This is a genomic window from Chitinibacter sp. SCUT-21, from assembly GCA_041874755.1.
Classification (GTDB): Bacteria; Pseudomonadota; Gammaproteobacteria; order Burkholderiales; family Chitinibacteraceae; genus Chitinibacter.
Map to the genome: position 1 here is coordinate 901,889 of CP102611.1, position 24,249 is coordinate 926,137.

Here is a 24,249-nt window from a genome sequence, read left to right on the forward strand (position 1 = left end):
CAATTTCTTACGTAGCACGACAGCGAGGATGCCCTGTGGACATTTCTATCTTTGCCCAAAAGAAAGAGCCCCGCAAATTCACCAATCCAATATTGCGGAAAGCTGAGCAGAAAGTGGAATTGGAAAAAATTTTGCAGACTCGTGACGAATTAGCCTTTCGAATTGAAATGGCTTTAATGTCGGGTTTATCACGAGAATTGGATAAATATCGCGAACAAAGCGAATCTATGCCCTCCTTCCTGCATGCTCTGATCCGAGATCTGCGTGCGTTTGCTAAAATCGCACCTCGCGAAGCCACTGGACTAAAAGAGCGATTGATACAAGGCATGCACCAGCAAGATCAGACAGGCTCGTTCAAAGTGACGATGGCAGCAGATGAACACGCTCACTTGAGCTCTTTGGCGGTACGTTAATGCGCGTTTTGATTCAACGGGTTAGTCACGCTAGCGTCGTCGTTGCCGACCAAACTACTGGGCAAATTGAAGCTGGATTATTGCTACTAGTCGGCGTCACACACGATGACACAGAAAGCGATATTCAGTTCTTAGTTAATAAAATCGGCAATTTACGCATTTTCGACGACGCCAACGGCGTGATGAATTTGTCGCTTTGTGATGTAGGCGGCGATGTATTGGCGGTGAGTCAATTCACTCTGTACGCCAGCTGCAAAAAAGGTAATCGCCCTAGTTGGAGCGCGGCCGCTCCTGGCCAAATTAGCCAACCCATATTCGAGCAATTTGTCGACGCACTGTCTAAAAAAATTAACCGCCCCGTTGCCACTGGCCAATTTGGTGCCGAAATGAAGGTGTCTTTGTGTAATCACGGCCCTGTCACGATTTGGCTTGATTCAAAGCAAAGCGACTCATAGGGGAAATTACTGATTTTGTGCCCGCCTTGTTGCGGCGCAAAATAGATTTAAGCGCTGAGTTGAGAACAGCTTGCAGGGCGCTTTAAAAAATCTGCTAAAGCGTGCCAAGAGACCAGCCACGCATGCGTGGCTTTTTTTTTGACCCGTGCCCATTAATCGACAACTTGCGGAGCACGCAGACGTTTCGTCTGAAAACCGCTAAAGCGTCGGTAGCGTAGCCACTCGCTCGCTACCGGCAAATTCACACGGAGTTTGCCTTATGTATGATTGTTTAAAGTACGACATCGTGAATCAAGCCGCCGCACCCAGCTCGCTAAAGCCGCCCCACTTTCAGCTGCATTTAAGTGATCGTCTTCGCCACCGGTTACGCTTAAAGCTCGCGCGCGGGACTGCACCACATCGCTTGAATCAAGCCTTTGGTGCGGCATTAAGTTTTGGTTTTCCAACGAAAAATTTGGCCGATGGTAGCTTGCTTATTTTGGATTTGAATTTAAACGAAGCATTGCTATTTCACAGTCGATTTAGCGATTTGTTAGCTCACTATGAACCCGCGCGCCACAGTGCCGCTCAAATGCCCCAAGGAAAGAATGCCACTGATTAAAGACGCAAAAGCAACTTGGATACTCGCGTGGCCGATTATGATCGGCCAATTGGCGCAAACTGGCACCTCTTTCGTTGATGCGGTAATGGCGGGGCACGTTTCCGCCGCTGATTTAGCCGCGGTTTCAGTCGGCGCATCGATTTATACCATGTTGATCGTGACGCTAATGGGTTTATTGCTGGCAATCAGCCCGATGGTCGCACAAAAAATCGGTGCGAAGCAGCACGGCGATATACCGGCACTAACCCAACAATCACTGTATCAAGGGCTGTTTGCTGGCTTGGTCGCGATTGCGATTGCGCATGCTTTGCTCCCCGTCTTTAACCACTTAGGACTCAGTGCCGAGGTAAATGATAAAGCCCAGAGATTTTTATCCGCAGTAAGTTGGGGCTTGCCTGCGTTAGCAATTAGCCGCGTACTCTACGGCTATAGTTCAGCGCTTAATCACACCAAGCCAATGATGATCATTGCGCTAATTTCCTTGGCACTCAATATTCCAGCCAATTGGCTGCTGATTTATGGCCATTTCGGTTTTCCTGCACTGGGGGCGGTAGGTTGTGGCTGGGCAACCGCATTTTGCATGTGGATCAGCGCACTGCTCTGGTTGATTTGGATTTGCGTCTCACCCGTTTATCGGGACACACATCCATTTGACCGTCTTCGGGGTATACATTGGCCAACCCAATGGCAATTGGCCAAGCTAGGCATACCCATTGGTATTACTTTTTTTGTTGAAGTGAGTGCGTTTAGCGGACTGTCATTACTAGTTGCCCGTTTGGGCACGACTTCGGTAGCTGCACATCAAATTGCGCTGAACTTTGGTGGTTTGCTGTTCATGATACCGTTAGCTATCAGTACTGCGCTTACCGTGCGTGTTGCGCAAGCTGCTGGCGCGGGTCACTGGCAAGAGGCACGAATGATAGGCCAAAACGGTGTTCGACTCGGTTTTATTATCGCGGCGATGAGCGCCTGCTTTGTCATGCTATTCGATTCCACGATTGCCGCTTGGTATACGCAAGACGCGCAAGTATTTGCGCTTGCGACGCAGCTGCTATTTTTTGCCGGGCTGTTCCAGTTTTCCGATGCAACGCAAGCGGTGGCTAGCGGCATTTTGCGCGGTTATAAAAGCACCCGCATTCCGATGTTGCTGCATATTACGGCGTTTTGGCTGATTGGCATTCCACTCGGTTATGCAATGGCATTTGGCCTTGGACCTTTTGAAGAGATGGGAGCAAAAGGCTTTTGGGTTGCGCTCGTGATCGCGCTGACCTTTGCCGCGCTATCATTGCTGTATTTATTCCGCAAAGTGAGTTTATTAAAACTCTCACACACACCACACTAGAAGTATATGGCGCTAGTTACTACTCCAGCTATTCTAGCGCCACATACCCTACTCACCCCACCGCTTCATTAATTGATGTGCGACTTGCAATTGATCCAAAATGCGTGCAACGACGAAATCGACTAAATCAGAAACTTGCGTTGGGTGATGATAAAAACCGGGATTGGGCGGCAAAATCACGACGCCCAGCTTGGCGAGTTTGAGCATGTTTTCTAGATGAATTGCCGAAAATGGCGTTTCCCGCGGCACGATAATCAGCGTTTTGCGCTCTTTAATCATCACATCAGCGGCGCGTTCGAGCAAATTATCCGACGCGCCATTCGCAATCGCCGACAACGCGCCCATCGTACACGGCACCACCACCATACCATCACCCGGATTTGACCCTGAGGCCATTGGCGCAAACCATTCTTGCTGGCCATAAACCTGCAATTGCTCAGGATCGGCCAATTGATACTGCGCACGCAATACCTCGGCCAGATCGGCGGCGCGCGATGGCCAGCTTAAATCCAATTCCTGCTTGGCGACGATTTGCGCTACTTGCGTATACACCAAACGCACTGTACAGCCTGCGGCAAGTAGACACTCCAAGGTACGCAAACCATATGGCAAGCCCGACGCACCGGTAAAGGCCAGTGTGATTGTTTTACTCATGTTCAAACCTTTGCATTACAGAGAGGACGGCGGAAGATCTTCGACCGACGCCAGATGATTTGGTTGCGGATATTGCTTTAATAAACGCTCGGCGATCACGCCATTCACAAAACCAAACACCAAGGCCATACCACTCAGCAGCGGAATCAAATACACAATGCCATCGTGCGGAATCAGCCACAACCGCGCCAGCAGCAGCTGACCGGCCACATGCCCCACTGCCGATAATAAAGATAGACTGACCATGCCAAAATAGCGGCGCGGTAAATATTGGCACGCCAAAAGAACGATCAGGCTGCAAATGCCACCCGCAACACTGAGCGCAAATCCAGGTGAGAACACGCCACCCAATACAATACTCGCCCCCAGTATTCGTAGCATACTAACCCAGGCCGCCGCTTGCCAACCCATACGCTCCAACGCGATTAAGGTGACAATATTAGCCAGCCCTGGCTTAACGCCTGGAATTGGCGAAGGAATGCCCGACTCCAGCACGCTCAGCACAATCGCATACGCAGCCAGACGCGCGATATACGCATCATCGGCCGTCACGGCAATACGCTTTTGCTTGGGTGAAATTGAATCCGGTTTAGTAGCTGAGGCTGTCATACGGCCGCGCTTGTTTGCCAACTAATTCGATACTGGTACGATTGGGCAAGCAAATGGTACTTTGCCCCGCTTGCTGCAACCAACCGGCTTTAACGCAGTATTGACGCGGGCTTGGGTCGTTGGCGATACGTGCTTTGCCCGCGTTCACTTCAACAATTGTTTCGCCCAAGGGGCCCGGCACGCGCATGGTTTTGGCCGCCATTAAATCAAGCTCGGCAAACACTTTACCATCTTGATAAATCCGCACACGGGTTGCATGTGGTTGCTGCCAACTCCAGAGACTGATAGCTCCCCAGATCAGCACCAGCAACAGCAGGCAAAGCACATCCCCCCATTTCAGGATGCGCCAAGTTTCAATGACCATGCTGCTCGCGGTGACGAAGCAAAACTTGACGTGAACGCGCAAAGTGGCGTTTTAATTCTTCGGCCAAATAAACCGAGCGATGCTGACCGCCTGTGCAGCCAATTGCAACCGTGACATAACTACGCTGGTCGCGCTCGAATTCAGGCAACCAGCGCTCTAAAAACCCCAGTATGTGCGTTAAATATGGACCAACCGTAGGTTGGCGCATCAAAAAATCCGCCACTGGCTGATCCATGCCGGTTAAGGGGCGCAATTCAGGATCGTAATATGGATTGGGTAAACAACGCGCATCAAAAACAAAATCTGAATCGAGTGGAATACCGTGCTTAAAGCCGAAGGACTGGAAAATCAGCGTGAGTTTGGCTTTATCCACCGCAATAAAATCGCGAATCCAATGCCGTAACTTAGACGCTGCCATGCCGCTGGTATCGATGCAATGGCTCATTTCACGAATATCGCCGAGCACCTCGCGCTCCATCGCAATGCATTCACTCACCGTCAACTGGCCATTCGACAAAGGATGGCTACGTCGGCTTTCGGAATAACGCTTGATGATAGTCTCATCATTCGCTTCTAAAAACAGCACGCGAACGTCAACATTCAATTGCATCAAGGCTTCCATATGCTCAGGCAAACTGGTCAGATTGTGCGCGCTACGCGCATCCACCGCGATGGCAACACGTGGATAGCCGTCTAAATCGAGCATTGAAACCGCCTGCGGCAGCAAAGGCGCTGGCAAATTATCCAAACAATAATAACCAAGGTCTTCCAGCGCACGCAGCGCAACGGATTTACCCGCGCCAGAGAGTCCGGACAGAATCACAACTTGCTGATTAATCGAATTTGGCATTATTCGCCCATTTCCATAAATTTCTGATGTCGCTCGATGAATTCTCGCGTTGAATCAATGCCGCGTAGTTGCAAAATATAGTTACGCACAGCCGACTCAACCAATACCGCCAAATTACGCCCCGCCGCAACGGGAATCACCAATTTACGCACCGGCACATCCAAAATCGCTTGGGTAGCAGCTTGCATTTGCAAACGATCCACCGGTGCCAGTGATTCGCCACCGGCTTTGGCCAGATGAATAATCAATTTCAGCGTCTTTTTCGGGCGAACCGCAGTTTCGCCAAAAATAGTGCGGATATTCAAAACCCCAATCCCGCGCACCTCGAGAAAATCGCGCAACATCGGCGGGCAGCGCCCTTCTAATGTTTCTGGATTGGTGCGATAGACTTCAACCACATCATCGGCTACCAAACCGTGGCCACGCGAAATCAGCTCTAGTGCCAGCTCGGATTTACCCATCGACGATTCACCAGTCAGCAACACACCGACCTCAAGCACATCCAAAAATACCCCGTGCAGGTGTGTTGATACAGCCAAAGCTTTACTTAGGTAATAGCGCAATACCTCCATCAAGTATGGGGACTGCTCTGGACTGGTCAAGAGCGGGACATGATGGCGCTCGGCGGCATCGCGCAAGGCGTCAGGAACCGTTTGCCCGTTGGCGACGATCATCGCGGCCATTTCACTGGCAAACAATTGATTCAGGCTACTGAGTTGAACTTCAGGCGAGAGCCCGTTGACGTAGGCAATTTCTGCAATCCCCAACACTTGAATCCGATTGGGGTGAACGAAGTTTAAGTGCCCCACCAAAGAAAGTGATGGCTTTTGCTCACTGGCGTCGTTCGACAATAAATTGTTGGCGCCAGATTGACCAGCCACCCAAGTGAGGCGCAGCTTTTCGGCATTATCGATAAAGAGTTGACGTGCAGTTATTTGCGGCATACGTTTCTCAAAAAAAAACTGCATCAATCAGATGCAGTCTTGATATTAACCAGCAAAGCGGTGGGAGTCTAGCTGAACGCAATTACGTAAAATCAGCGCCATACGGTTGCCATTGTGAAATACGTTCCCACACTTGATGCGGCTCAGCAAGGGTATTGAGCTCTTCGCGCAATTGCTTATCGGAAAAGAGTTGAGCTAGTTCAGACAAAATTTGCAAATGCAGATCGGTGGCGTTCGCAGGAACTAACAGCACAAAAATCAATGAAACCGGTTTGCCATCGGGCGCATCGAACGGAATCGGCTCTTTTAGACGCACGAAAGCGCCAGTAGCTTCTTTAAGCCCTTTGATACGACCATGCGGAATCGCCACGCCCTGGCCTAGGCCGGTCGAGCCCAATTTTTCGCGCGCGAATAGGCTATCAAAAATCACGCTGCGCGCAATACCATGGCTATTTTCGAACACGATGCCCACATGCTCAAAAACACGTTTCTTGCTGCCCACATCTAAATCTAGAAATACATTGCTCGTTGGCAGAATTTTGGTAATCAGGCTCATGGTCTTAATCGGTTTCCCTAGTGGACTGGGTATTGTACTTAGCTTGCTCTAAAACAAAAACGGGAACGACTCGCGGCGTTCCCGTTGTATTGCCGGCGCAACGAATTATTCTTCAATCACCGCTTGGTGTTTGAGCGCCTCACCGCGATGTGCGGTTTGTTTTTCTTTGTGTTTCACCACTTGACGATCCAATTTATCCATCAGAACGTCGATCGCGGCGTACAAATCTTCCTCAATCGCCTCAACGTGAATATCTTTGCCGCTCACATGGACTGTGACCTCAGCTTTATGCTGCAATTTGTCTACCGAAAGGATTACCGTCGCATCAATCACATTGTCAAAGTGGCGAACAACGCGCTCGATTTTGTTGGTAACGTACTCACGAATAGATGGAGTAACTTCAAGATGATGACCATTGATGTTGAGGTTCATATTAATGCTCCTTCGATTTATATCGCCCTATTACAGGCTTTTGCGCTGACTGGCAGGCGCGATATTGAGCGCCTCCCGATATTTAGCAACGGTGCGCCGCGCTACTGCGACACCTTGCTTTGCGAGTTCTTCAGTTATAGCACTATCCGACAATGGTTTCTTCGGATTTTCTTGGGCTACCAGTTGTTTGATCAAAGCTTTAATCGATGTTGCTGAATTCTCGCCGCCACTGTCGTTTTCAACATGGCTACCGAAGAAGTATTTGTACTCCAAAACCCCACGTGGTGTCAGCATAAATTTTTGCGTTGTTACACGTGAAATTGTCGATTCGTGTAAATCTAGCTCTTCGGCAATATCACGCAACACCATGGGTTTCATCGCGACTTCGCCGTATTCAAAGAATGCCTGCTGCCTCGCCACAATGGCTTGAGCAACGCGCAAAATAGTACTGCCGCGCTGTTCTATGCTTTTAATCAACCACCTAGCTTCTTGCAGCGCACCTGTCATTGATTCGCCAGACTCGCCTTGAAGCAAGCGTGCATACATTTCATTGACTTTGATTTTGGGCTGCGCGGCTTGATTTAAGCGCACAGTCCAGCGCCCACGTAACTTTTGCACAATGACATCCGGCACAACATAACGTGTTGTATCTGTGCCCCAGTTCGCTGCGGGTCTCGGATTTAAGCCGCGGATGATTTGTTGCGCACGACGTAGCTGATCGTCATCGCAGCCAAATTGTTTTTTCAGCTTGGCAAAATCTCGGATGGCCAATAGCTCGAGCCCAGAGTCAATTAAACGTCGAGCCAGATCTAAATCGGCACTTGCAGGATAATTTTTGAGTTGCAGCAGCAGGCACTCGGACAGCGAGCGCGCCCCAACACCAATCGGGTCGAGCTGCGTTAAATATTGATGCGCAATGCGCAGCTCTTCAGGTTCAAGTTCAAGCTCGCAGACCAGATCGTCCGGTAGTTGCGCAAAAATTTCGTCGAGTTCTTGCGTAAGCAGGCCATCCTCGTCCAATGCTTCGATCAACAATGAAAGCATGGCGTGATCGCGGCGCGATAGCCCCATCAAACGCGCTTGATCGAGCAGGTGATCACGCAAGGTTGCTTCAATCGCCACACGCAAGGTTGGATCTCGCTCATCATCATCGTCAAACGATGAGCCGCTTTTCACCTCGTCCCAGCGCAAACCGTCCAAATCATCGTTTGATTCGACGCTTGCGTCTGCGGAATCCGAGGTGGGCTGCTCTACAGCCTCCAAACCTTCTTGACCGGAATCTTCACGCTCTAGTAACGGGTTATCAGCTAAAAACTGGTCGATCTCTTGGTTAAAATCAAGCGTGGAAAGTTGCAGCAGCTTAATCGACTGCTGTAATTGCGGTGTTAAATTGAGCTGCTGCGACATGCGCAGCTGCAATGTTTGCTTCATAGAACCTAATTCACGTCGATTACATGCGGAAGTGCTCGCCCAGATACACGCGGCGAACGTCTTCATTATTCACGATCTCAGCCGGTTTGCCAGCAGCCATGACGGAACCTTCGGAAATAATATAAGCGCGATCACAAATACCCAAAGTTTCTCGGACATTATGATCGGTAATCAACACCCCAATCCCGCGCTCTTTTAAAAAGCCAATAATGCGCTGAATATCAATGACGGCAATTGGGTCTACACCAGCAAAAGGCTCATCAAGTAAGACAAATTGTGGGTTAGATGCTAAGGCGCGTGCGATTTCAACCCGACGGCGCTCACCACCCGATAAGCTCATGGCATTGCTATCGCGCAGATGAGCTACGTGCAAATCATGCAATAGCGCATCGAGCCGCTCGTCGATCTGCATTTTGTCGCTGTAATGCAGCTCCAGCACCGATTTGATATTTTCGGCGACCGTCATTTTGCGAAAAATGGATGCTTCTTGTGGCAAATAACCCAAACCGAGTCGCGCGCGCTTATGGATGGGTTGTGAACTCACGTCAACGCCGTCTAATTCAATCGTACCTTGGTCCATTTTGACTAAGCCCACGATCATATAAAAACTCGTCGTTTTGCCTGCGCCATTAGGCCCTAACAAACCGACAACTTCTCCACTACTAACCTCAAGTGAGACATCACGCACAACAGTGCGTTTTTTATAGCTTTTTTGTAAATGCTGGGCTTTTAATGTGCTCATGCGGCTTATTTACTCACTGGCTTACTGGCTGAATCTGCGGATTTTTTCTTAGGGGTCAGAGTGATATTGACACGACCACCCGCTTTACTCTGAGCTTGGTAATATTCAGTATTCATGTCATAGGTAATTTTGTCGCCCACGACCAGATCTTGATTACGTTTCACCCACGCCTTCTCGCTAAGTACAACAAAACCGCGTCCACCGTCATAATCAAAACGTAACGCCTCAGCATTCAGCATTTCACCTGAATCGAGTTTTTGCTTAAAACGGACTGGTCGTCCTTCCCCTAGAGCGAATTGATTACCCTGCTCATCTTGGCGTGTTGTTAATTTGTCAGCACGGATGACCATCGTACCTTGTGTAACGATCACATTCCCTACGCAAATTTGCTGCATTGTTTTTTGAAAGTACTCGCAACTATCTGCTTCAACATTCATTGGTTTTTCACGATCAGCCGTTTCAGCCGCAGCAGGATTAAGGACGAGCAGAGCCAGTAAGGGCAGAATGAGCGGTCGGAACATAGGTCATTTTCACTTTGGATTTTAATAATAAAGTTTGTGCATTATTGTCGGCAATAAAACCCCTTGCCTCAGCATGATGCGGGCCCATGTCTACGAACACATGGGCGTCTGAGCTGGCTTGCCCTGTTGCCTGATCAAGATAGACATCACGACTTTTCACAATCAACTCCGCCTGCTGCTCAAACGGCGCACGGCGTAATTCAACCTGATCGTAAAACCACACTTGTGACGCCTTTAAAATACTTTTTCCCCGCACGCCCATCACCGTCATCACAGGCTTACCCGGGTCGGTTTGCACCAGTTTCGGCTCGGTAAACAGCAGGGTATCTTCAAAGCGCATATGCCGCACTTCGCTAGCGATTAGCACTGATCGCTTCATGCCAGTTTGGTCAAAGCGCTCCAAAACGCCGCGCTGCGTAATCATATCGGGCTTAGTTGGATCGCTTTGTTTAGTGGACACCAAACCAATCGCCGCTTGGCTCAAGCCAAAAATGAGTGCGCCAACGAGCAGCAATAACATGATGGGCAAAGCCCAAATGGTTAAACTTCGCAAAATAAAGCCTTATTGCAGATACGGCGCCAAGGCAGCGTCGAGCGTACCTTGGCTAGCCATGATTAATTCACACACTTCGCGCACAGCACCAGCACCGCCCTGACGTCCAGTAATGTAATGGGCGTAATGTTTCACCATTTCTGGGGCAGCAGGTACCGATGCAGCAAAGGCCACACGGCGCATCACTGGCAAATCAATCACATCGTCGCCCATAAAGCCGCATTCTTCTGCGCTCACGCCCACTTCGGCGATCAAGCTTTGAAACGATGCCAATTTATCGTGCGAGCCCTGATGTAGATAATCAATCCCTAAATTTCGGGCGCGATGCTCTAATAATTTCGAAGTGCGCCCAGTAATAATCGCCAGCTTCACACCACTGTTTTGCAGCATTTTCATGCCATGGCCGTCGAGCGAATTAAATGCTTTCATTTCTTCGCCCGAGTCAGAAAAATATAAACTGCCGTCGGTCATTACGCCATCGACGTCAAAAATCATCAGTTTTACCGGTTTTGCGCTATCCATTATTTACTCATCCACCCACAAGGGGTATTTAATTCAAAGCCATATAGAAAGAGGCCATCAGGGAGATACCCAACTAAACCACTCGGGCACGCAATAAGTCATGCATATTTAATGCGCCCACTAGCTGCCCATGATCAAGCACAAGCAAGCCGTTAATTCGTTTGTCTTCCATCACGGCAGCTGCCTCGGCAGCAAGGCGTTGAGCCTCTATGGTAGCAGGATTACGCGTCATCACCTGCGCGACGCTGGTGGTACGCAAATCAAAGTCACGATCAAGCGTGCGGCGTAAATCACCATCGGTATAAACACCCTGCAGTACACCCGCGGCATCCACCACCGCCGTCATTCCCATCCCTTTACGGCTAATTTCAAGCAAGGCATCGCGTAAATTCATGCTTTCTTGCACCACAGGCAAAGCATCGCCACTGTGCATCAGGTCACGCACATGAACCAGCAGCTTGCGCCCCAAACTACCACCCGGGTGGGATAGCGCAAAGTCATCTGCCTGAAAACCACGAGCCTCCAGTAGCGCGACAGCGAGCGCGTCGCCAAGCGCCAAGGCCACCGTCGTGCTCGCCGTTGGGGCTAAATTAAGCGGACACGCTTCCTCAGTCACCCCTGCATACAAATGCACTTTTGATTGCTGCGCCAAGGTGGAATTTGGATTACCCGTCATTGAGATAATCGGCACGGCGAGCCGTTTAAGGCTAGGCAAAATGGCCAATACTTCGTCGCTCTCGCCAGAGTTTGATAAAGCCAACACCAGATCTTGGCGTGTAATCATCCCCAGATCACCGTGTGCAGCTTCGGCAGGGTGGACAAACATCGCCGGCGTTCCTGTGCTGGCCATCGTGGCCGCAATTTTACGGGCGATATGGCCAGATTTTCCCATGCCCATCACCACCACTCGCCCGGCACAGGACAAGATTAGCTCGCAAGCTAAATTGAATTGGGCTTGGTCCAATTGCGTGGCCACCGCTTCAATCGCGGCCGCTTCGATCGCCAATACGCGACGTCCGCTGTGGTATGCACTCTGCGTCATGGATGCCATTATCGTTAAATGAAGTGCTCGGATTATAAAAGACCTCGCCGCTCTGTAACAGCGATGAAGCATAAATACTTTCAGCTTCAGTTATACTTACATCAAACCAATTAGTCTTCAGCAATATTTACTGGACTAGCTCAGCCTATTATTATCGATTCCTAATGGAGACCCCTTAGCGCTGTATGTCCACTATTTTACAAAATCTGCTATTTTTACTCGCCACCGCCGTTTTCACTGTGGTGATTTGCCGCAAAATCAAACTCCCCCCCATGCTGGGCTATTTAGTCATTGGCATGGTGATTGGCCCGCACGCACTCGGCTTGATTCCATCTAGTGAAGAGGCTAGCCATTTAGCAGAGTTCGGCGTCGTCTTTTTGATGTTTACGCTCGGCCTTGAATTTAATTTGGGCAAGCTAACCGCGATGCGCCGTACTGTATTTGGCTTGGGTTTAAGCCAAGTGGCAACCATGCTGATCGTGGTCTGTGCCACGGTGGTCATGCTAGGCTTGAGTTGGCAAATTGGTGTCGCCTTGGGTGCTGCGATGGCGATGTCGTCCACGGCCATGGTCTCCAAACTACTCACCGATCGCAACGAGCTGAACACCCCGCACGGGCAAAACGCGTTTGGGATTTTATTATTTCAAGATCTGGCGGTTGTTCCTTTCCTGATTATGATCCCGGTCCTGAGTCAACCTGGTGAGGAGTTGGCCGTTTCCTTGGGTTTTGCCGCGATAAAAATCGTCATTGTTTTAACCTTGCTATTGTGGCTTGGGCAAAAACTAATGCGCCCTTGGTTTAACTTGGTCGCGCGCCAGCATTCGAGCGAGCTATTTATGCTCAATATTCTGTTTATCACGCTCGGCATTGCGTGGGTAACAGAGCTTGCCGGCCTATCGCTCGCCCTCGGTGCATTTTTAGCTGGTATGTTGATTGCCGAAACTGAATACCGCTATCAGGTGGAAGACGACATTCGCCCTTTCCGCGATTTATTGCTTGGCCTATTCTTCGTTACCGTCGGCATGAATCTGAACTTTGCTATTTTGCTAACCGAATGGCCGTTGATCTTATTGCTGGTTGTCGCACTCGGCCCCATTAAGGTTGCACTGATTGCAGGTTTGGCCAAGCTATTTGGCAATTCGCCTGGTACATCATGGCGAACCGGTTTCGCACTGGGTCAAGGCGGCGAGTTTGCGTTTGTTTTGCTTGCCCTAGCCGCAGGACAAAATTTCATGCCCAGCGGCATTTTGCAAAGCACGATTGCCGCAATCATTATCACGATGCTGATTACGCCATTTTTGATTCAGCACGCTGATAAATTGGTACTGAGACTCGCCAGCTCAGAATGGATGAATTTGGCGGCGAATTTACACCAGATTGCGGTGCGCAGCATGGCCAATAGTGGTCACGTTATTTTGTGCGGCTACGGCCGTAGCGGCCAATCACTCGGCCGAATTTTGCACTCGGAAAATATCACCTTTTTTGCCCTCGATCTGGATCCCGAAAAGGTACGCGAAGCTGGCGCAGCTGGTGAATCGGTCGTGTTTGGTGATGCCGCCAAGCGTGAAGTCTTGATTGCGGCAGGTTTAATGCGCGCCCGCGCACTGATTGTGACTTATTCAGATACGCATTCGGCGATGAAAATATTGGAAGTAGTCCACCAAATTCGCCCCGAGTTGCCCGTGATTGTTCGTACACAAGACGATAGCGATATCGATCTGATTAAAAACGCGGGCGCCGCCGAGGTGGTGGCCGAAATTATGGAAGGCAGCTTGATGCTGGCGTCACACACGATGATGCTGCTCGGCGTGCCGCTCAATAAAGTCGTGCGCCGCATCCGCGAAGTGCGCGAAGCGCGTTATCAGATGATTCGTGGCTTTTATCGCGGCACGCACGAAGACTCAGACGAATCTGATCGCCATCAAGCGCGCTTGCACACTGTGCAACTCACACAAAATGCACATGCAATTGGTTACACCATTGGAGAACTTGGGCTCAGCGAACTTGGTGTTGAAGTGCGCAGTATCCGCCGTAAAAACCTAGCTTCTGTTCAACCGAACGACGATTTTCAACTGCAGAATGGCGACATTATGGTCTTACTGGGTGTCCCCGAAGATTTAGCTGCGGCAGAGATCCTATTACTACAAGGCAAATAAAAAAGCGTCAGCCTTGCTGACGCTTTTTATCAGTATACGAGTAAAGACCAGATGGATAGCAGGCTAGCGCGCAATACCTAGCGCCGCTGATTGAATTTCGGCCGCTTTCCCACCTCAACGAGCGACTCGACCTGCTCGCCCTGCCGGACATAAACCATAGGTACTTTTTGTTCCGGCTTGAGCGCGGAAATAATATCGAGCATTTTGGCGGAGTTACTCACCTCTTTTCCATCGATCGACAGCAATACATCACCGGGCTTGATACCCGCCCTAGCCGCCGGACCATTACGTACCACACCTGCAATCAAAGCACCCTTTACTTCCTTAAGGCGAAATGAAGAGGCCAATTCGGTCGTCACATCCTGCACTTCAACGCCCAACCAACCACGCGTCACGCTACCGTCTTTAATCAACGCCTCCATGATTTGTTTGACGGTGGTTGCAGGAATCGCAAACCCAATCCCGAGCGATCCACCTGTTTTGGAATAAATCGCAGTATTGATACCCAGCAAATTACCCGCAGTATCAATCAAAGCACCACCCGAGTTACCTGGGTTAATCGCCGCGTCGGTTTGGATGAAGTTTTCAAAGGTGTTGATTCCTAACTCTGAGCGACCTAAAGCCGAGACAATGCCCATCGTAACCGTTTGGCCCACGCCAAATGGGTTCCCGATTGCCAACACCACGTCGCCGATTTCGACTTTATCGGCATCTGCAAAGCTAATAGCGGGTAGATCAGGCAGATCAATTTTAATGACCGCAATATCGGTATCAGGATCGCTGCCAATCAAGGTTGCGCTCGCGGTGCGGCCATCGGCTAAAGCCACTTCAATTTCATCGGCAGCTTCAACGACATGGTTGTTGGTGACAATATAACCTTGCGATGAAACTAAGACACCCGAGCCTAAACTTGAAGGGCGTTGGCCTTCGTCATCTTGCCCCCGTTCACCAAAGAAACGGCGGAATAAGGGATCGTTGAGTAGAGGGTTGCGCGGCTGTCTAGCTTGCTGCGATGTGAAAATATTCACAACAGAAGGTTTCGCCTTTTTTGCTGCAGCACTATACGATAGCTCTGCAGGTGCAGAGGCTATCGCTTGTGTTTCTTTCACCGTGACCACCGGTGTCTGCGGTGCAGCCGGCAGTCGCCATTCGGGTTTTAGCAAAGTGACTAGAAACCAGATCGCCAAACCGACCGTGGTTGTTTGTGCGAAAATGAGCCAAAGTTTTTTCATATCACGTTTATCTTATGCCAATACAACGTCAAGAATTAGAAAATTATATCGGACAACTGCTTGCTGTGGCACGCTTCAAAGATTACGCCCCCAACGGTTTACAAGTTGAGGGCAAAGCGCAAATACACAAGATTGTGACCGGCGTTACAGCATCGCTCGCATTAATTGAAGCGGCGATTGAGCTTGAAGCTGATGCCATTTTGGTGCATCACGGCTACTTCTGGAAAGGCGAAGATCAAGCCATCGTCAGAACCAAAAAACAGCGCATTGCCAAACTGCTAATCAATGACATCAATCTATTTGGCTACCACTTACCGCTTGATGCGCATGAAACCCTAGGCAATAACGCGCAGCTGGCGCAAAAACTCGGTCTCATCCCGATGTCGCGCTTTGGTGATCAAGATTTAGTTTGGCGCGGGGAGTTACCCGTCCCTATGTCACTCGACACCTTTAAAGAACACATCGGACTGCAACTCAAACGCCCAACACTAACGATCGGGGACCTCAACAAACCCATCCGCCAAGTTGCTTGGTGCACGGGTGGAGCACAAAGTTACTTCCGCGAAGCGAGTAATTTGGACATTGACTGCTTTATTACTGGCGAAGCTTCCGAATTTGTCACTCATCTGGCGCATGAAAGCGGGGTTGCTTTTATCGCCGCTGGTCATCATGCAACCGAACGCTATGGCATTGAAGCCTTGGGCAAACATCTAGCGACCGAGTTTGATCTCGAACACATTCACCTTGATTTGGACAACCCTGTATGAAAGGAAATCTGCGTAAAATCATTCTCATCAGTGCGGCAAGCTTACTGGCTGCATGTTCAACACCACAACATCAGGGCTCGGAAGCTAAACCTGTCGCAAAAGCGCAACCAAATTCGCCTAGCATTTTAATCGTAGGGCGCAGCACCAAGGCAGTCTCCGAAGACATCATCCGATTTCGCACTAGTAAAGGGATGAAACTACTGTCTCGGAGCCCTACTTATTTAGAATTTAGTGCCAATATCGCTAAAGCAAACTTGCCCACCGAGGCAAGAATTCAATACACACTGACGCAATCGCAACAAGGTTGGCAATTGAGTGCCAAAGTGCTGCAAATTAGCTATCCCGCCAGTAAAAAAGAAAAAATCGAAGACATCACCCTGCACGTGAGCGACAAATTGAATGAAGAATTGGCTCGCTACGCGACCAATTAAGCCATTTTTCGAATTTATTTTCGAAAAGGTCTGCTAAGACGGCTCAGAGAGCTTTAAGTTCCCCTGCGCATTCGGGTACAATTTGGCGGTTTAAGAATTATTGCGTTCCTACAAATCAGGGATTGGGTTATGAGTGAGCAGCAAGTAGATAATAGCAAACGGCGATTTTTATTAATCGCCACCGGCGCAGTGGGCGCAGTCGCGACAGCAGGGGTAGCAGTTCCTTTTGTCGCTAGCTTCTTCCCATCTGAACGTGCCAAAGCGGCCGGTGCGCCAGTCGAGGTTGACATCAGCAAACTCGAACCAGGCCAAAAAATTACCGTTGAATGGCGCGGTAAGCCTGTTTGGGTGGTTAATCGCACCCCAGAAATGCTGAAAAATCTGCCAAAGAACGATCCAAAACTATTGGATCCGAAATCAGATGCCAGCGAGCAACCAGAGTATTGCCATAACGCAACACGCTCGATCAAACCTGAAGTCTGGGTTGCGACCGGTGTATGTACTCACTTGGGCTGTTCACCCACCTTCCGCCCAGATTTGGCGCCTGCAGATTTAGGTCCGGATTGGGTCGGTGGTTTTTATTGCCCCTGTCATGGCTCCAAGTTCGATTTGGCTGGCCGCGTCTTCTCAGGCGTTCCAGCTCCAATCAACTTGGTTATCCCTCCACATAAATACCTTTCCGACACGACAATTTTGGTCGGCGAAGACAAATAAGGGGCTAAGTCATGAGCAATCAGCAGCAAGGTTTACCGGAAAAGGTTCTCGGCTGGGTTGATGAGCGCTTCCCGCTCACCAGCACTTGGAAAGCCCACGTTTCCGAATATTACGCACCAAAAAACTTTAACTTCTGGTACTTCTTTGGTTCATTGGCGATGTTAGTTCTGGTTATCCAGATCGTAACCGGCATTTTCCTGACCATGAACTACAAACCAGATGGCAATCTGATTCCTGGCACCAATATTTCGGTGGCGTTTGCATCAGTTGAATACATTATGCGCGACGTGGCAGGTGGCTGGATTATTCGCTACATGCACTCCACTGGCGCTTCGATGTTCTTCGTTGTCGTGTACCTGCATATGTTCCGTGGCTTGATTTACGGTTCATACAAACAACCACGTGAATTGGTTTGGGTATTCGGTACTTTGATCTTCTTGATCTTGATGGCTGAAGCATTCTTGGGCTACTTGTTGCCTTGGGGTCAAATGTCATTCTGGGGTGCGCAGGTTATTGTTAACTTGTTCGCGTCTATTCCAGTAATCGGCCCAGATCTTTCTGTTCTGATTCGTGGTGACTTCGTTGTCTCTGATGCAACTCTGAACCGCTTCTTCGCCTTGCATGTGATTGCCGTTCCATTGGTGCTGTTGGCACTGGTGGTTGCGCACTTGGTGGCGTTGCACGAAGTCGGCTCAAACAACCCAGACGGCGTTGAGATCAAGAAAAACAAAGATCCAATTACGCATATCCCTGTTGATGGCATTGCCTTCCACCCTTACTACACAGTGAAAGACGTGTTGGGTGTGGCTGTGTTCCTAGCAGTGTTCTGCGGCATCTTATTCTTTGCACCAGAAATGGGCGGCTTCTTCCTTGAGAAACCGAACTTTGACCCTGCTGATGCATTGAAAACACCAGCGCACATTGCGCCAGTTTGGTACTTCACACCGTTCTACGCGATCTTGCGTGCGATCCCATCATTCTTAGGTACGCAAGTTTGGGGCGTATTGGGTATGGGTGCTGCGGTTGTGTTGATCGCGTTCTTGCCATGGCTGGATCGCTCGCCAATTAAATCAATCCGCTACCGTCCAACGAGCTTTAAAGTGATGTTGGTGCTGTTCCTGATTTCATTTATTGGCTTAGGTATCTTGGGTGCGAAACCAGCGACGGACTTCCGTACTATTGTTTCGCAAGTATTGAGCATTGTTTACTTTGCCTTCTTCTTGGGTATGCCGTTCTACACCAAGAATGAGAAGCCTTGCGCGCCAGTACCTGAGCGTGTGACGTTTTCAACCGGCAAACAACAAGTGATGTTCTTCGTGTATGTGGCGATTGCAGTCGTTGGCGCATACCTATTTGGCACATTTATCTAAGGAGACAGCCATGAAAAAAACACTCGCTAGCCTCCTCGCCATCGCTTCTTTGGCCCTTGCAGGCCAAAGCTTTGCGGCTGGTGCCGAAGGTGTTCATTTAGACAAAGCGCCGATCGATCACAAAAACGCTGAAAGTATCCAGCGTGGCGCGCAAACCTTTGTGAACTACTGTTTGTCTTGTCACGGCGCAGCCGTTATGCGCTACAACCGTTTGCAAGACATTGGCCTGACTGAAGCGCAAATCAAAGCCAATCTGATGTTCGCCAGCGAAAAAGTGGGCGACCAGATGAAAGTGGCAATGGATGCTAAAGACGGCAAAGCCTGGTTTGGTGCAACGCCGCCGGATTTGAGCTTGATCGCGCGTTCACGCGGTGAAGATTGGCTCTACACTTACCTGCGCACCTTCTACCGTGATGACACCCGCCCTACTGGCTGGAACAATCTGGTATTCGATAAAGTCGGCATGCCTCACGTACTGTGGGAATTGCAAGGTGAGCAAATCCTGAAAGTGGAAGGCGAAGGCCCTCACGCTAAGAAATCATTGGTATTAGTTAAACCTGGTACTCTGACTCGCGGCGGCGAAAATGGAACTTTCGACAACCATGAATACGATCAGCGCGTTGGTGATCTGGTAAATTACCTGTCTTACATGGCAGAGCCATCACAAGTGAAACGTGAACAAATCGGCTACGGCGTACTGCTGTTCCTGATCTTGTTCTTGATTCCAGTGTCTTACTTGTTGAAGAAAGAATACTGGCGCGATATTCACTAAAATTAAATCTAGTGAACACCAAGGGCGGATTTTTCCGCCCTTTTTTATCCGGGTATTGCCCTGCAAGCCATACACTACTTTGCCTACAACAAGATACCTATACAAAGCGAAAAAACACATCCACACAACAAAAAGACACTTTCCCATTTAAATTCAGATACTTATCAGTGTTTTAATGGCTATTGCAGCGCAATATCATTACAATAGCGACTATTGTTTGCAAACCACAAAGGATTAACACGCCATGATGAAGTTGTACTCTGGTACTTCCTGCCCTTTCAGCCACCGCTGCCGTATTGTGTTGTTTGAAAAAGGCATGGACTTTGAAATTCTTGATGTGGATATTCACAGCAAACCAGAAGATTTGGCGATCATGAATCCGTACAATGAAGTGCCAGTGCTGGTTGAACGTGACTTGCAGTTGTACGAATCAAACATCATCAACGAATACATTGATGAGCGTTTCCCACACCCACAATTGATGCCAGCTGATCCAGTAATGCGCGCCCGCGCCCGCCTGATGCTGTTTAATTTGGAACGCGAGTTGTTTATCCACGTAAAAACGCTGGAAGATGCGACCGCGAAAAAAACCGCGCTCGAAGCCGCTCGTGCGGCGATTCGCGACAATTTGACGCAAATTGCACCGATCTTCACCAAACAAAAGTACATTTTGGGTGAAGAATTCTCGATGCTCGACGTAGCAATTGCACCGTTACTGTGGCGTTTTGAACACTACGGAATTGAAGTCACTAAAGGCTTAGTGCCGGTAATGAAATACGCTGAGCGCCTGTTTAGCCGCGAAGCATTCATCGATTCGTTGACCGCCAACGAAAAAGCAATGCGCAAATAAGCAACACATTCAAGCCCCGCTCGCGGGGCTTGTTAGTCATGGGTGCAGAATCACGTCATGATGCTATCAGCCTGCTACAATTGCTCTATTACTCTCTATCACGGGGCCGACCATGCAAACTGTATCGACCAAACCGTATTTATTGCGCGCCATTCATGAATGGTGCTCTGACCAAGGTTTTACTCCTTATCTCGTTGTTGCCGTACGTGGCAAAATGCAAGTGCCGATGGAATACGTCAAAAATGGCGAAATTGTCCTCAATGTCAGCTACAACGCTTGTCGCAACTTAACCATTGCCAATGATTTTATTAGTTTTTCTGCGCGTTTTAACGGCGTGCCGCGTGATATCGAAATTCCGGTCGGTGCCGTCATTTCGATTTTCTCACGTGAAAATGGCGAAGGCATGGGCTTTGAATACGAAGGCAGCGCCGTCGGTGAGCCCGAAAGTGCACCAGAATCCAATCCAGACGAACCGCCACCGCAAGACCCACCACCACGCCCAAGCGGCCGTCCGCAATTACGCGTCGTGAAATAAAACCTTCATTGCCGCCATAAAAAAACCCGCTTTGCAGCGGGTTTTTTTATTCAACTCATTTCAGCTTATTCTGCCATTTCGTCTTCTGCCGATAGCATCGCCGCTTCTTCTTGCGCTTTGGCTTTTTCGGCGCTCACTCGCTGCAACACCGCTGCAAAGAATGCATCGGTTTGGTGCTGTTGCGGTGTTAATTGCAAGAATTCGTCGTTCAGGGCAATCTCCACGCGCTCTTTCGCGAGCAATTCACGCGCGTCGAGCAATTGAAAATCAGGATGCGCCGCCAAAAACTCACGCACGATAGCTTGATTTTCGCTCTGCAAGAAACTGCACGTTGCATACACCAAACGACCGCCGTTTTTCACCAAACGCGCCGCCGATTTTAAAATCGCGCGCTGCTTGTCGTTCAACTCAGCCACGCTTTGCGCTGACTGGCGCATTTTCAGGTCGGGATTGCGGCGCAAAGTACCCATACCAGAACAAGGCGAATCAACCAACACCACGTCCATTTTGCCGGCCAAACGCTTAATCTTCTGGTCGGTTTCCGATGCGATCAATTGCGGGTTCACGTTCGACAAACCAGAACGAGCCAGACGAGGCTTTAAGTTGGCCAAGCGTTTTTCAGAGACGTCAAACGCGTACAAGCGGCCGGTGTTTTGCATCATCGCGCCGAGCAACAGAGTTTTACCACCTGCCCCCGCGCAGAAGTCGGTCACCATTTGGCCGCGCTTCACGCCCGACAATAGGCCCAACAATTGGCTACCTTCGTCTTGAACTTCAACGCGGCCCTCAATAAAGCATTTGTATTTATTGATCGCGGGCTTGCCTTCAACGCGCAAGCCCCATGGAGAATACGGTGTAGGCGTGGTGTTAATGTCTCCCGCAGCCTTTAATTCTGCCGCCACGGCATCGCGCTTAGCTTTGATGCTATTAACGCGAATATCGAGTGGCGCAGGCTGCAACATCGCTTGGCCCATCGCCAAAATTTGCGCTTCATCCTGCCCTTCAGCCTGCATCGCTTCGACCAACCACTGGGGCATAGCCGCACGCACGTTCAGTGGCGCGTCTCGCAGCGCCATACCCTTCATTGCGCCTGCGCGCTCTTTGTCTTCATCCGTAAATACCGCAGGCAATTCGCGTACGTTCAAATGCTTAATGCGGGTAAAGTACGCCAATAGCAACTCACGCGTACTGGCCAATTTACCGTCAGTACTGCCTGCCAGCCATTCAAGCTGCGGCAAATGACGCAGCATGCTAAATACGGTTTCAGCAATCACAGCGCGATCTTTGTGACCCAAGTCTTTATTTTCACGGAAATGGCGTGAAACCACAGCATCGGCTGGCGCATTAAAACCCAGCGCGGAATTCAAAATATCAAGCGTGGCGGACAATTGCTTTGGTGTCATAAATACTCTCTCTTCATCAGGCTACACATTGGTAGCGCTTGCGAGGATCGATTGATCCTGCTCATTTAAGGTGTTAACACAGCACATTCCAGCTTAAGGGCGATGGATCTGCTGCGCTTGGGTATTCGGATTTACCCATTCCAATACTTTCTTGCCGTCCAAGGTGATATTGTAGGCCGATAAGTCATAACTGCCATCTTTGCCAAAATTGATCACCATGCGAACTGGCAAATTATGCCAATCAGGCGCCAGCCAAAAATCCACTTGTCGCTCGCCACTACGCGAGGCCATCAGTAAAGCGGGAATTTCTTTACCGCCTATTTTCAAACTGGCTTCGCCTTTCAATTCAAATTTCACATCCGGATAGCGTTTACGCCCCGAAAACATCGCCATTTCATACTTGGGCTGACTGCCGCCCATTAAGGCCAAGTGCAGCGCTGCCGACATTAAGTCTTGATCCCCAGCAGCAAAAGGTTCTGTTTTTTGCTGCGAGCCCTCGATCAGCGTAACCAGCTCTTTATCCCAATCAAAATGCACGTCGTATTTTGGCGTTTCAAATTGCTTGCGGAACTCAATAAACTGCTCAGGCATCACGCCATATTTATCGACCTTGCCACGGCTAATAAAACGCCGTGCATGGCCAGGAATCGGCACATCGAGCTGCAACTCATATCGGCCCTGCGCCAACTGCCAATGCAAATAGGCTGGGAAACCCATATAGCGGTACTCAATTTTGACATCGCGCGGAAAGCGCTTGGCCGCAGCACGATCTATTTTAGTCGCGACCGCAACGCTAGATGCGCGCGACGCACGTGATGCGGCACTGGCCAATTTAGGCAGCACGCCAACCTTGCTAGCTGGGCTGGCTTGACTAGCCGCCAGCACCACCACTTCCGATGCAATAACGGCTTCACGGGCAATGTCTGATGCTATCGTACTCGAAGCCACCACTGCAGACGCCTTGACCACTTTCGGTGTAGGACTCGCCTGAACTGTTTTGGGACGACTTGCCAGCTTTGGTTGAGCACTTGCTTTAATCGCCAGCGGGACAATGCGGTGCAAGTGCACTACTTGTTGCTCAACGGGTGTTACATTCGCCAATTCAGCAGGCAGATCATCATCATTTAGATTTTGCGCCTGTAATTGTCGCTGCGTTTGCTTTAATACGGGGTCGTCGATCTGGCGATATTGCAGCCAATTGAGCGCAGGCTCGGCCAGTACCGATGCCAAGTGCAACAGAATCGACAGGGCCAAAGCCCACCACACGTATTTCTTCATATCAAATATGAGGCACTCGCAAATAGACGTCGGCATTCACCGCCGCGTTAATTTTCACTTTGCCCTCAACGATCTCCAATTGATCAGCAACAAACCACGCCACGGCTTGCGGATAGAGTTGATGCTCTTGCACCAAAACACGCGCAGCCAGCGTCGCCGCAGTATCATCATCCAACACAGGCACCGCCGCCTGCGCGATGGTTGGCCCATGATCAAGCTCTGCGGTGACAAAGTGCACGGTACAGCCTGCCAATTTTACACCCTCATCGATAGCGCGTTGGTGTGTATTAAGACCGGTGAAAGCAGGCAAAAGTGACGGATGTACATTAATCAAGCGATGGCTATAGTGATTAACAAAATCCGCAGTCAAAATGCGCATAAAACCCGCCAACACAACCAAATCAGGCGCAAAGCCGTCAATTAAATTCGCCAAGGCGCGATCAAAGCTTTCGCGATCAGCAAATTGTTTATGATCGAGCACTGCGGTTTTAATTCCGCGCTCAGCAGCCCAAGCCAAGCCTGCGGCGTCCGGGCGATTAGAAATCACTGCGGCGATATGGGCCCCAGCGATCTGCGCCTCGACAATGGCCTGCATATTACTGCCGCGGCCTGAAATCAAAATTACGATGTTTTTCATGCATCTATCCAGGGGTATATGCCTCTAGGGCAAATACCAAAATATTATGATGGCAATACCTTATATTGGTATT

Annotated in this window: 29 protein-coding genes; 12 read left to right on the forward strand and 17 right to left on the reverse strand. The window is 49.7% G+C overall.

Going from position 1 to position 24,249, the window contains the following annotated elements:
• Positions 1 to 119: 119 nt before the first annotated feature.
• From NT239_04170 to NT239_04185, 4 genes are all read left to right on the forward strand, one after another.
• A complete protein-coding gene (locus NT239_04170; GenBank protein ID XGA72045.1) occupies positions 120 to 413 on the forward strand; it encodes a hypothetical protein in 294 nt (97 codons plus the stop codon).
• Positions 413 to 868, forward strand: a complete 456-nt coding sequence (dtd, locus tag NT239_04175; GenBank protein XGA72046.1) for a D-aminoacyl-tRNA deacylase — start codon at positions 413 to 415, stop codon at positions 866 to 868. Before NT239_04170 ends, dtd begins: the two co-directional genes overlap by 1 nt.
• 259 nt (positions 869 to 1,127) lie before the next feature.
• Positions 1,128 to 1,469: a hypothetical protein gene (locus NT239_04180; GenBank protein XGA72047.1), complete on the forward strand. Its 342-nt coding sequence runs from the start codon at positions 1,128 to 1,130 to the stop codon at positions 1,467 to 1,469.
• Positions 1,456 to 2,811: an MATE family efflux transporter gene (locus NT239_04185; protein ID XGA72048.1), complete on the forward strand. Its 1,356-nt coding sequence runs from the start codon at positions 1,456 to 1,458 to the stop codon at positions 2,809 to 2,811. Before NT239_04180 ends, NT239_04185 begins: the two co-directional genes overlap by 14 nt.
• A gap of 48 nt (positions 2,812 to 2,859) precedes the next feature.
• On the opposite strand, the gene NT239_04190 is transcribed toward NT239_04185, so the two are convergent.
• From NT239_04190 to NT239_04250, 13 genes are all read right to left on the reverse strand, one after another.
• Positions 2,860 to 3,471 (reverse strand): UbiX family flavin prenyltransferase, encoded by a 612-nt coding sequence (locus NT239_04190; protein ID XGA72049.1) that lies wholly within the window; start codon positions 3,469 to 3,471, stop codon positions 2,860 to 2,862.
• A 9-nt stretch (positions 3,472 to 3,480) separates the two neighbouring features.
• A complete protein-coding gene (locus NT239_04195) occupies positions 3,481 to 4,074 on the reverse strand; it encodes a Gx transporter family protein (GenBank protein ID XGA72050.1) in 594 nt (197 codons plus the stop codon).
• The gene (locus NT239_04200; GenBank protein ID XGA72051.1) at positions 4,055 to 4,438 is read right to left on the reverse strand and encodes a NusG domain II-containing protein; all 384 of its coding nucleotides are present in this window, start codon (positions 4,436 to 4,438) and stop codon (positions 4,055 to 4,057) included. Before NT239_04200 ends, NT239_04195 begins: the two co-directional genes overlap by 20 nt.
• Complete coding sequence (gene rapZ, locus NT239_04205) at positions 4,428 to 5,288, reverse strand: RNase adapter RapZ (protein XGA72052.1); 861 nt, start codon at positions 5,286 to 5,288, stop codon at positions 4,428 to 4,430. The genes NT239_04200 and rapZ overlap by 11 nt, the downstream gene beginning before the upstream one ends.
• Entirely contained in the window at positions 5,288 to 6,232 is a 945-nt protein-coding gene (hprK, locus tag NT239_04210; protein ID XGA72053.1) for an HPr(Ser) kinase/phosphatase, read from the reverse strand. Before hprK ends, rapZ begins: the two co-directional genes overlap by 1 nt.
• A gap of 82 nt (positions 6,233 to 6,314) precedes the next feature.
• Positions 6,315 to 6,788, reverse strand: coding sequence for a PTS sugar transporter subunit IIA (locus tag NT239_04215; protein ID XGA72054.1), 474 nt, complete (start codon positions 6,786 to 6,788; stop codon positions 6,315 to 6,317).
• A 105-nt stretch (positions 6,789 to 6,893) separates the two neighbouring features.
• Complete coding sequence (raiA, locus tag NT239_04220; protein ID XGA72055.1) at positions 6,894 to 7,220, reverse strand: ribosome-associated translation inhibitor RaiA; 327 nt, start codon at positions 7,218 to 7,220, stop codon at positions 6,894 to 6,896.
• Between the two features lie 30 nt (positions 7,221 to 7,250).
• Entirely contained in the window at positions 7,251 to 8,651 is a 1,401-nt protein-coding gene (locus NT239_04225; GenBank protein ID XGA72056.1) for an RNA polymerase factor sigma-54, read from the reverse strand.
• Between the two features lie 19 nt (positions 8,652 to 8,670).
• Positions 8,671 to 9,393, reverse strand: a complete 723-nt coding sequence (gene lptB, locus NT239_04230; protein XGA72057.1) for an LPS export ABC transporter ATP-binding protein — start codon at positions 9,391 to 9,393, stop codon at positions 8,671 to 8,673.
• Positions 9,394 to 9,398: 5 nt separating this feature from the next.
• Positions 9,399 to 9,914 carry a lipopolysaccharide transport periplasmic protein LptA gene (gene lptA, locus NT239_04235; protein XGA72058.1) on the reverse strand — a complete coding sequence of 172 codons (516 nt, stop codon included), beginning with the start codon at positions 9,912 to 9,914 and terminating at the stop codon, positions 9,399 to 9,401.
• Positions 9,868 to 10,434: an LPS export ABC transporter periplasmic protein LptC gene (lptC, locus tag NT239_04240; GenBank protein XGA72059.1), complete on the reverse strand. Its 567-nt coding sequence runs from the start codon at positions 10,432 to 10,434 to the stop codon at positions 9,868 to 9,870. The genes lptA and lptC overlap by 47 nt, the downstream gene beginning before the upstream one ends.
• Positions 10,435 to 10,476: 42 nt before the next feature.
• Entirely contained in the window at positions 10,477 to 10,989 is a 513-nt protein-coding gene (locus tag NT239_04245) for an HAD family hydrolase (GenBank protein XGA72060.1), read from the reverse strand.
• Positions 10,990 to 11,062: 73 nt separating this feature from the next.
• The gene (locus tag NT239_04250) at positions 11,063 to 12,040 is read right to left on the reverse strand and encodes a KpsF/GutQ family sugar-phosphate isomerase (GenBank protein ID XGA72061.1); all 978 of its coding nucleotides are present in this window, start codon (positions 12,038 to 12,040) and stop codon (positions 11,063 to 11,065) included.
• A 176-nt stretch (positions 12,041 to 12,216) separates the two neighbouring features.
• On the opposite strand from NT239_04250, the gene NT239_04255 reads away from it, so the two are divergent.
• The gene (locus NT239_04255; GenBank protein XGA72062.1) at positions 12,217 to 14,187 is read left to right on the forward strand and encodes a monovalent cation:proton antiporter-2 (CPA2) family protein; all 1,971 of its coding nucleotides are present in this window, start codon (positions 12,217 to 12,219) and stop codon (positions 14,185 to 14,187) included.
• A 77-nt stretch (positions 14,188 to 14,264) separates the two neighbouring features.
• Here NT239_04255 and NT239_04260 read toward each other — a convergent pair whose 3' ends face one another.
• Positions 14,265 to 15,419: a Do family serine endopeptidase gene (locus NT239_04260; GenBank protein XGA72063.1), complete on the reverse strand. Its 1,155-nt coding sequence runs from the start codon at positions 15,417 to 15,419 to the stop codon at positions 14,265 to 14,267.
• A gap of 14 nt (positions 15,420 to 15,433) precedes the next feature.
• On the opposite strand from NT239_04260, the gene NT239_04265 reads away from it, so the two are divergent.
• The 7 genes from NT239_04265 to NT239_04295 all read left to right on the forward strand — a co-directional run bounded on the left by NT239_04265 (position 15,434) and on the right by NT239_04295 (position 20,858).
• A complete protein-coding gene (locus NT239_04265) occupies positions 15,434 to 16,186 on the forward strand; it encodes a Nif3-like dinuclear metal center hexameric protein (protein XGA72064.1) in 753 nt (250 codons plus the stop codon).
• Positions 16,183 to 16,617: a hypothetical protein gene (locus NT239_04270; GenBank protein XGA72065.1), complete on the forward strand. Its 435-nt coding sequence runs from the start codon at positions 16,183 to 16,185 to the stop codon at positions 16,615 to 16,617. Before NT239_04265 ends, NT239_04270 begins: the two co-directional genes overlap by 4 nt.
• 129 nt (positions 16,618 to 16,746) lie before the next feature.
• Positions 16,747 to 17,331 (forward strand): ubiquinol-cytochrome c reductase iron-sulfur subunit, encoded by a 585-nt coding sequence (gene petA, locus NT239_04275; protein ID XGA72066.1) that lies wholly within the window; start codon positions 16,747 to 16,749, stop codon positions 17,329 to 17,331.
• Between the two features lie 11 nt (positions 17,332 to 17,342).
• Positions 17,343 to 18,701, forward strand: coding sequence for a cytochrome bc complex cytochrome b subunit (locus tag NT239_04280; GenBank protein XGA72067.1), 1,359 nt, complete (start codon positions 17,343 to 17,345; stop codon positions 18,699 to 18,701).
• A 10-nt stretch (positions 18,702 to 18,711) separates the two neighbouring features.
• Positions 18,712 to 19,473, forward strand: coding sequence for a cytochrome c1 (locus tag NT239_04285; protein XGA72068.1), 762 nt, complete (start codon positions 18,712 to 18,714; stop codon positions 19,471 to 19,473).
• Positions 19,474 to 19,717: 244 nt separating this feature from the next.
• The gene (locus tag NT239_04290; protein XGA72069.1) at positions 19,718 to 20,323 is read left to right on the forward strand and encodes a glutathione S-transferase N-terminal domain-containing protein; all 606 of its coding nucleotides are present in this window, start codon (positions 19,718 to 19,720) and stop codon (positions 20,321 to 20,323) included.
• 112 nt (positions 20,324 to 20,435) lie between these two features.
• Positions 20,436 to 20,858, forward strand: a complete 423-nt coding sequence (locus NT239_04295; protein XGA72070.1) for a ClpXP protease specificity-enhancing factor — start codon at positions 20,436 to 20,438, stop codon at positions 20,856 to 20,858.
• Between the two features lie 65 nt (positions 20,859 to 20,923).
• Here the strand turns inward: NT239_04295 and NT239_04300 are convergent, their stop codons facing one another.
• The 3 genes from NT239_04300 to purN form a co-directional block, all read right to left on the reverse strand.
• Entirely contained in the window at positions 20,924 to 22,261 is a 1,338-nt protein-coding gene (locus tag NT239_04300; protein XGA72071.1) for an RsmB/NOP family class I SAM-dependent RNA methyltransferase, read from the reverse strand.
• Positions 22,262 to 22,354: 93 nt separating this feature from the next.
• Positions 22,355 to 23,575: a DUF3108 domain-containing protein gene (locus NT239_04305; protein ID XGA72072.1), complete on the reverse strand. Its 1,221-nt coding sequence runs from the start codon at positions 23,573 to 23,575 to the stop codon at positions 22,355 to 22,357.
• Complete coding sequence (purN, locus tag NT239_04310; protein XGA72073.1) at positions 23,541 to 24,176, reverse strand: phosphoribosylglycinamide formyltransferase; 636 nt, start codon at positions 24,174 to 24,176, stop codon at positions 23,541 to 23,543. The genes NT239_04305 and purN overlap by 35 nt, the downstream gene beginning before the upstream one ends.
• Positions 24,177 to 24,249: the final 73 nt, after the last annotated feature.

What these genes read in the sequence shown, in the direction of transcription:
- dtd (XGA72046.1), top strand. Translation starts at nt 413, where the DNA reads ATGCGCGTTTTGATTCAACGGGTTAGTCACGCTAGCGTCGTCGTTGCC.
- NT239_04180 (XGA72047.1), top strand. Translation starts at nt 1,128, where the DNA reads ATGTATGATTGTTTAAAGTACGACATCGTGAATCAAGCCGCCGCACCC.
- NT239_04185 (XGA72048.1), top strand. Translation starts at nt 1,456, where the DNA reads ATGCCACTGATTAAAGACGCAAAAGCAACTTGGATACTCGCGTGGCCG.
- NT239_04195 (XGA72050.1), bottom strand. Translation starts at nt 4,074, where the DNA reads ATGACAGCCTCAGCTACTAAACCGGATTCAATTTCACCCAAGCAAAAG.
- NT239_04200 (XGA72051.1), bottom strand. Translation starts at nt 4,438, where the DNA reads ATGGTCATTGAAACTTGGCGCATCCTGAAATGGGGGGATGTGCTTTGC.
- rapZ (XGA72052.1), bottom strand. Translation starts at nt 5,288, where the DNA reads ATGCCAAATTCGATTAATCAGCAAGTTGTGATTCTGTCCGGACTCTCT.
- hprK (XGA72053.1), bottom strand. Translation starts at nt 6,232, where the DNA reads ATGCCGCAAATAACTGCACGTCAACTCTTTATCGATAATGCCGAAAAG.
- NT239_04215 (XGA72054.1), bottom strand. Translation starts at nt 6,788, where the DNA reads ATGAGCCTGATTACCAAAATTCTGCCAACGAGCAATGTATTTCTAGAT.
- raiA (XGA72055.1), bottom strand. Translation starts at nt 7,220, where the DNA reads ATGAACCTCAACATCAATGGTCATCATCTTGAAGTTACTCCATCTATT.
- NT239_04225 (XGA72056.1), bottom strand. Translation starts at nt 8,651, where the DNA reads ATGAAGCAAACATTGCAGCTGCGCATGTCGCAGCAGCTCAATTTAACA.
- lptB (XGA72057.1), bottom strand. Translation starts at nt 9,393, where the DNA reads ATGAGCACATTAAAAGCCCAGCATTTACAAAAAAGCTATAAAAAACGC.
- lptA (XGA72058.1), bottom strand. Translation starts at nt 9,914, where the DNA reads ATGTTCCGACCGCTCATTCTGCCCTTACTGGCTCTGCTCGTCCTTAAT.
- lptC (XGA72059.1), bottom strand. Translation starts at nt 10,434, where the DNA reads ATGTTATTGCTGCTCGTTGGCGCACTCATTTTTGGCTTGAGCCAAGCG.
- NT239_04245 (XGA72060.1), bottom strand. Translation starts at nt 10,989, where the DNA reads ATGGATAGCGCAAAACCGGTAAAACTGATGATTTTTGACGTCGATGGC.
- NT239_04250 (XGA72061.1), bottom strand. Translation starts at nt 12,040, where the DNA reads ATGGCATCCATGACGCAGAGTGCATACCACAGCGGACGTCGCGTATTG.
- NT239_04255 (XGA72062.1), top strand. Translation starts at nt 12,217, where the DNA reads ATGTCCACTATTTTACAAAATCTGCTATTTTTACTCGCCACCGCCGTT.
- NT239_04260 (XGA72063.1), bottom strand. Translation starts at nt 15,419, where the DNA reads ATGAAAAAACTTTGGCTCATTTTCGCACAAACAACCACGGTCGGTTTG.
- NT239_04265 (XGA72064.1), top strand. Translation starts at nt 15,434, where the DNA reads ATGCCAATACAACGTCAAGAATTAGAAAATTATATCGGACAACTGCTT.
- NT239_04270 (XGA72065.1), top strand. Translation starts at nt 16,183, where the DNA reads ATGAAAGGAAATCTGCGTAAAATCATTCTCATCAGTGCGGCAAGCTTA.
- petA (XGA72066.1), top strand. Translation starts at nt 16,747, where the DNA reads ATGAGTGAGCAGCAAGTAGATAATAGCAAACGGCGATTTTTATTAATC.
- NT239_04280 (XGA72067.1), top strand. Translation starts at nt 17,343, where the DNA reads ATGAGCAATCAGCAGCAAGGTTTACCGGAAAAGGTTCTCGGCTGGGTT.
- NT239_04285 (XGA72068.1), top strand. Translation starts at nt 18,712, where the DNA reads ATGAAAAAAACACTCGCTAGCCTCCTCGCCATCGCTTCTTTGGCCCTT.
- NT239_04290 (XGA72069.1), top strand. Translation starts at nt 19,718, where the DNA reads ATGATGAAGTTGTACTCTGGTACTTCCTGCCCTTTCAGCCACCGCTGC.
- NT239_04295 (XGA72070.1), top strand. Translation starts at nt 20,436, where the DNA reads ATGCAAACTGTATCGACCAAACCGTATTTATTGCGCGCCATTCATGAA.
- NT239_04300 (XGA72071.1), bottom strand. Translation starts at nt 22,261, where the DNA reads ATGACACCAAAGCAATTGTCCGCCACGCTTGATATTTTGAATTCCGCG.
- NT239_04305 (XGA72072.1), bottom strand. Translation starts at nt 23,575, where the DNA reads ATGCCGACGTCTATTTGCGAGTGCCTCATATTTGATATGAAGAAATAC.
- purN (XGA72073.1), bottom strand. Translation starts at nt 24,176, where the DNA reads ATGAAAAACATCGTAATTTTGATTTCAGGCCGCGGCAGTAATATGCAG.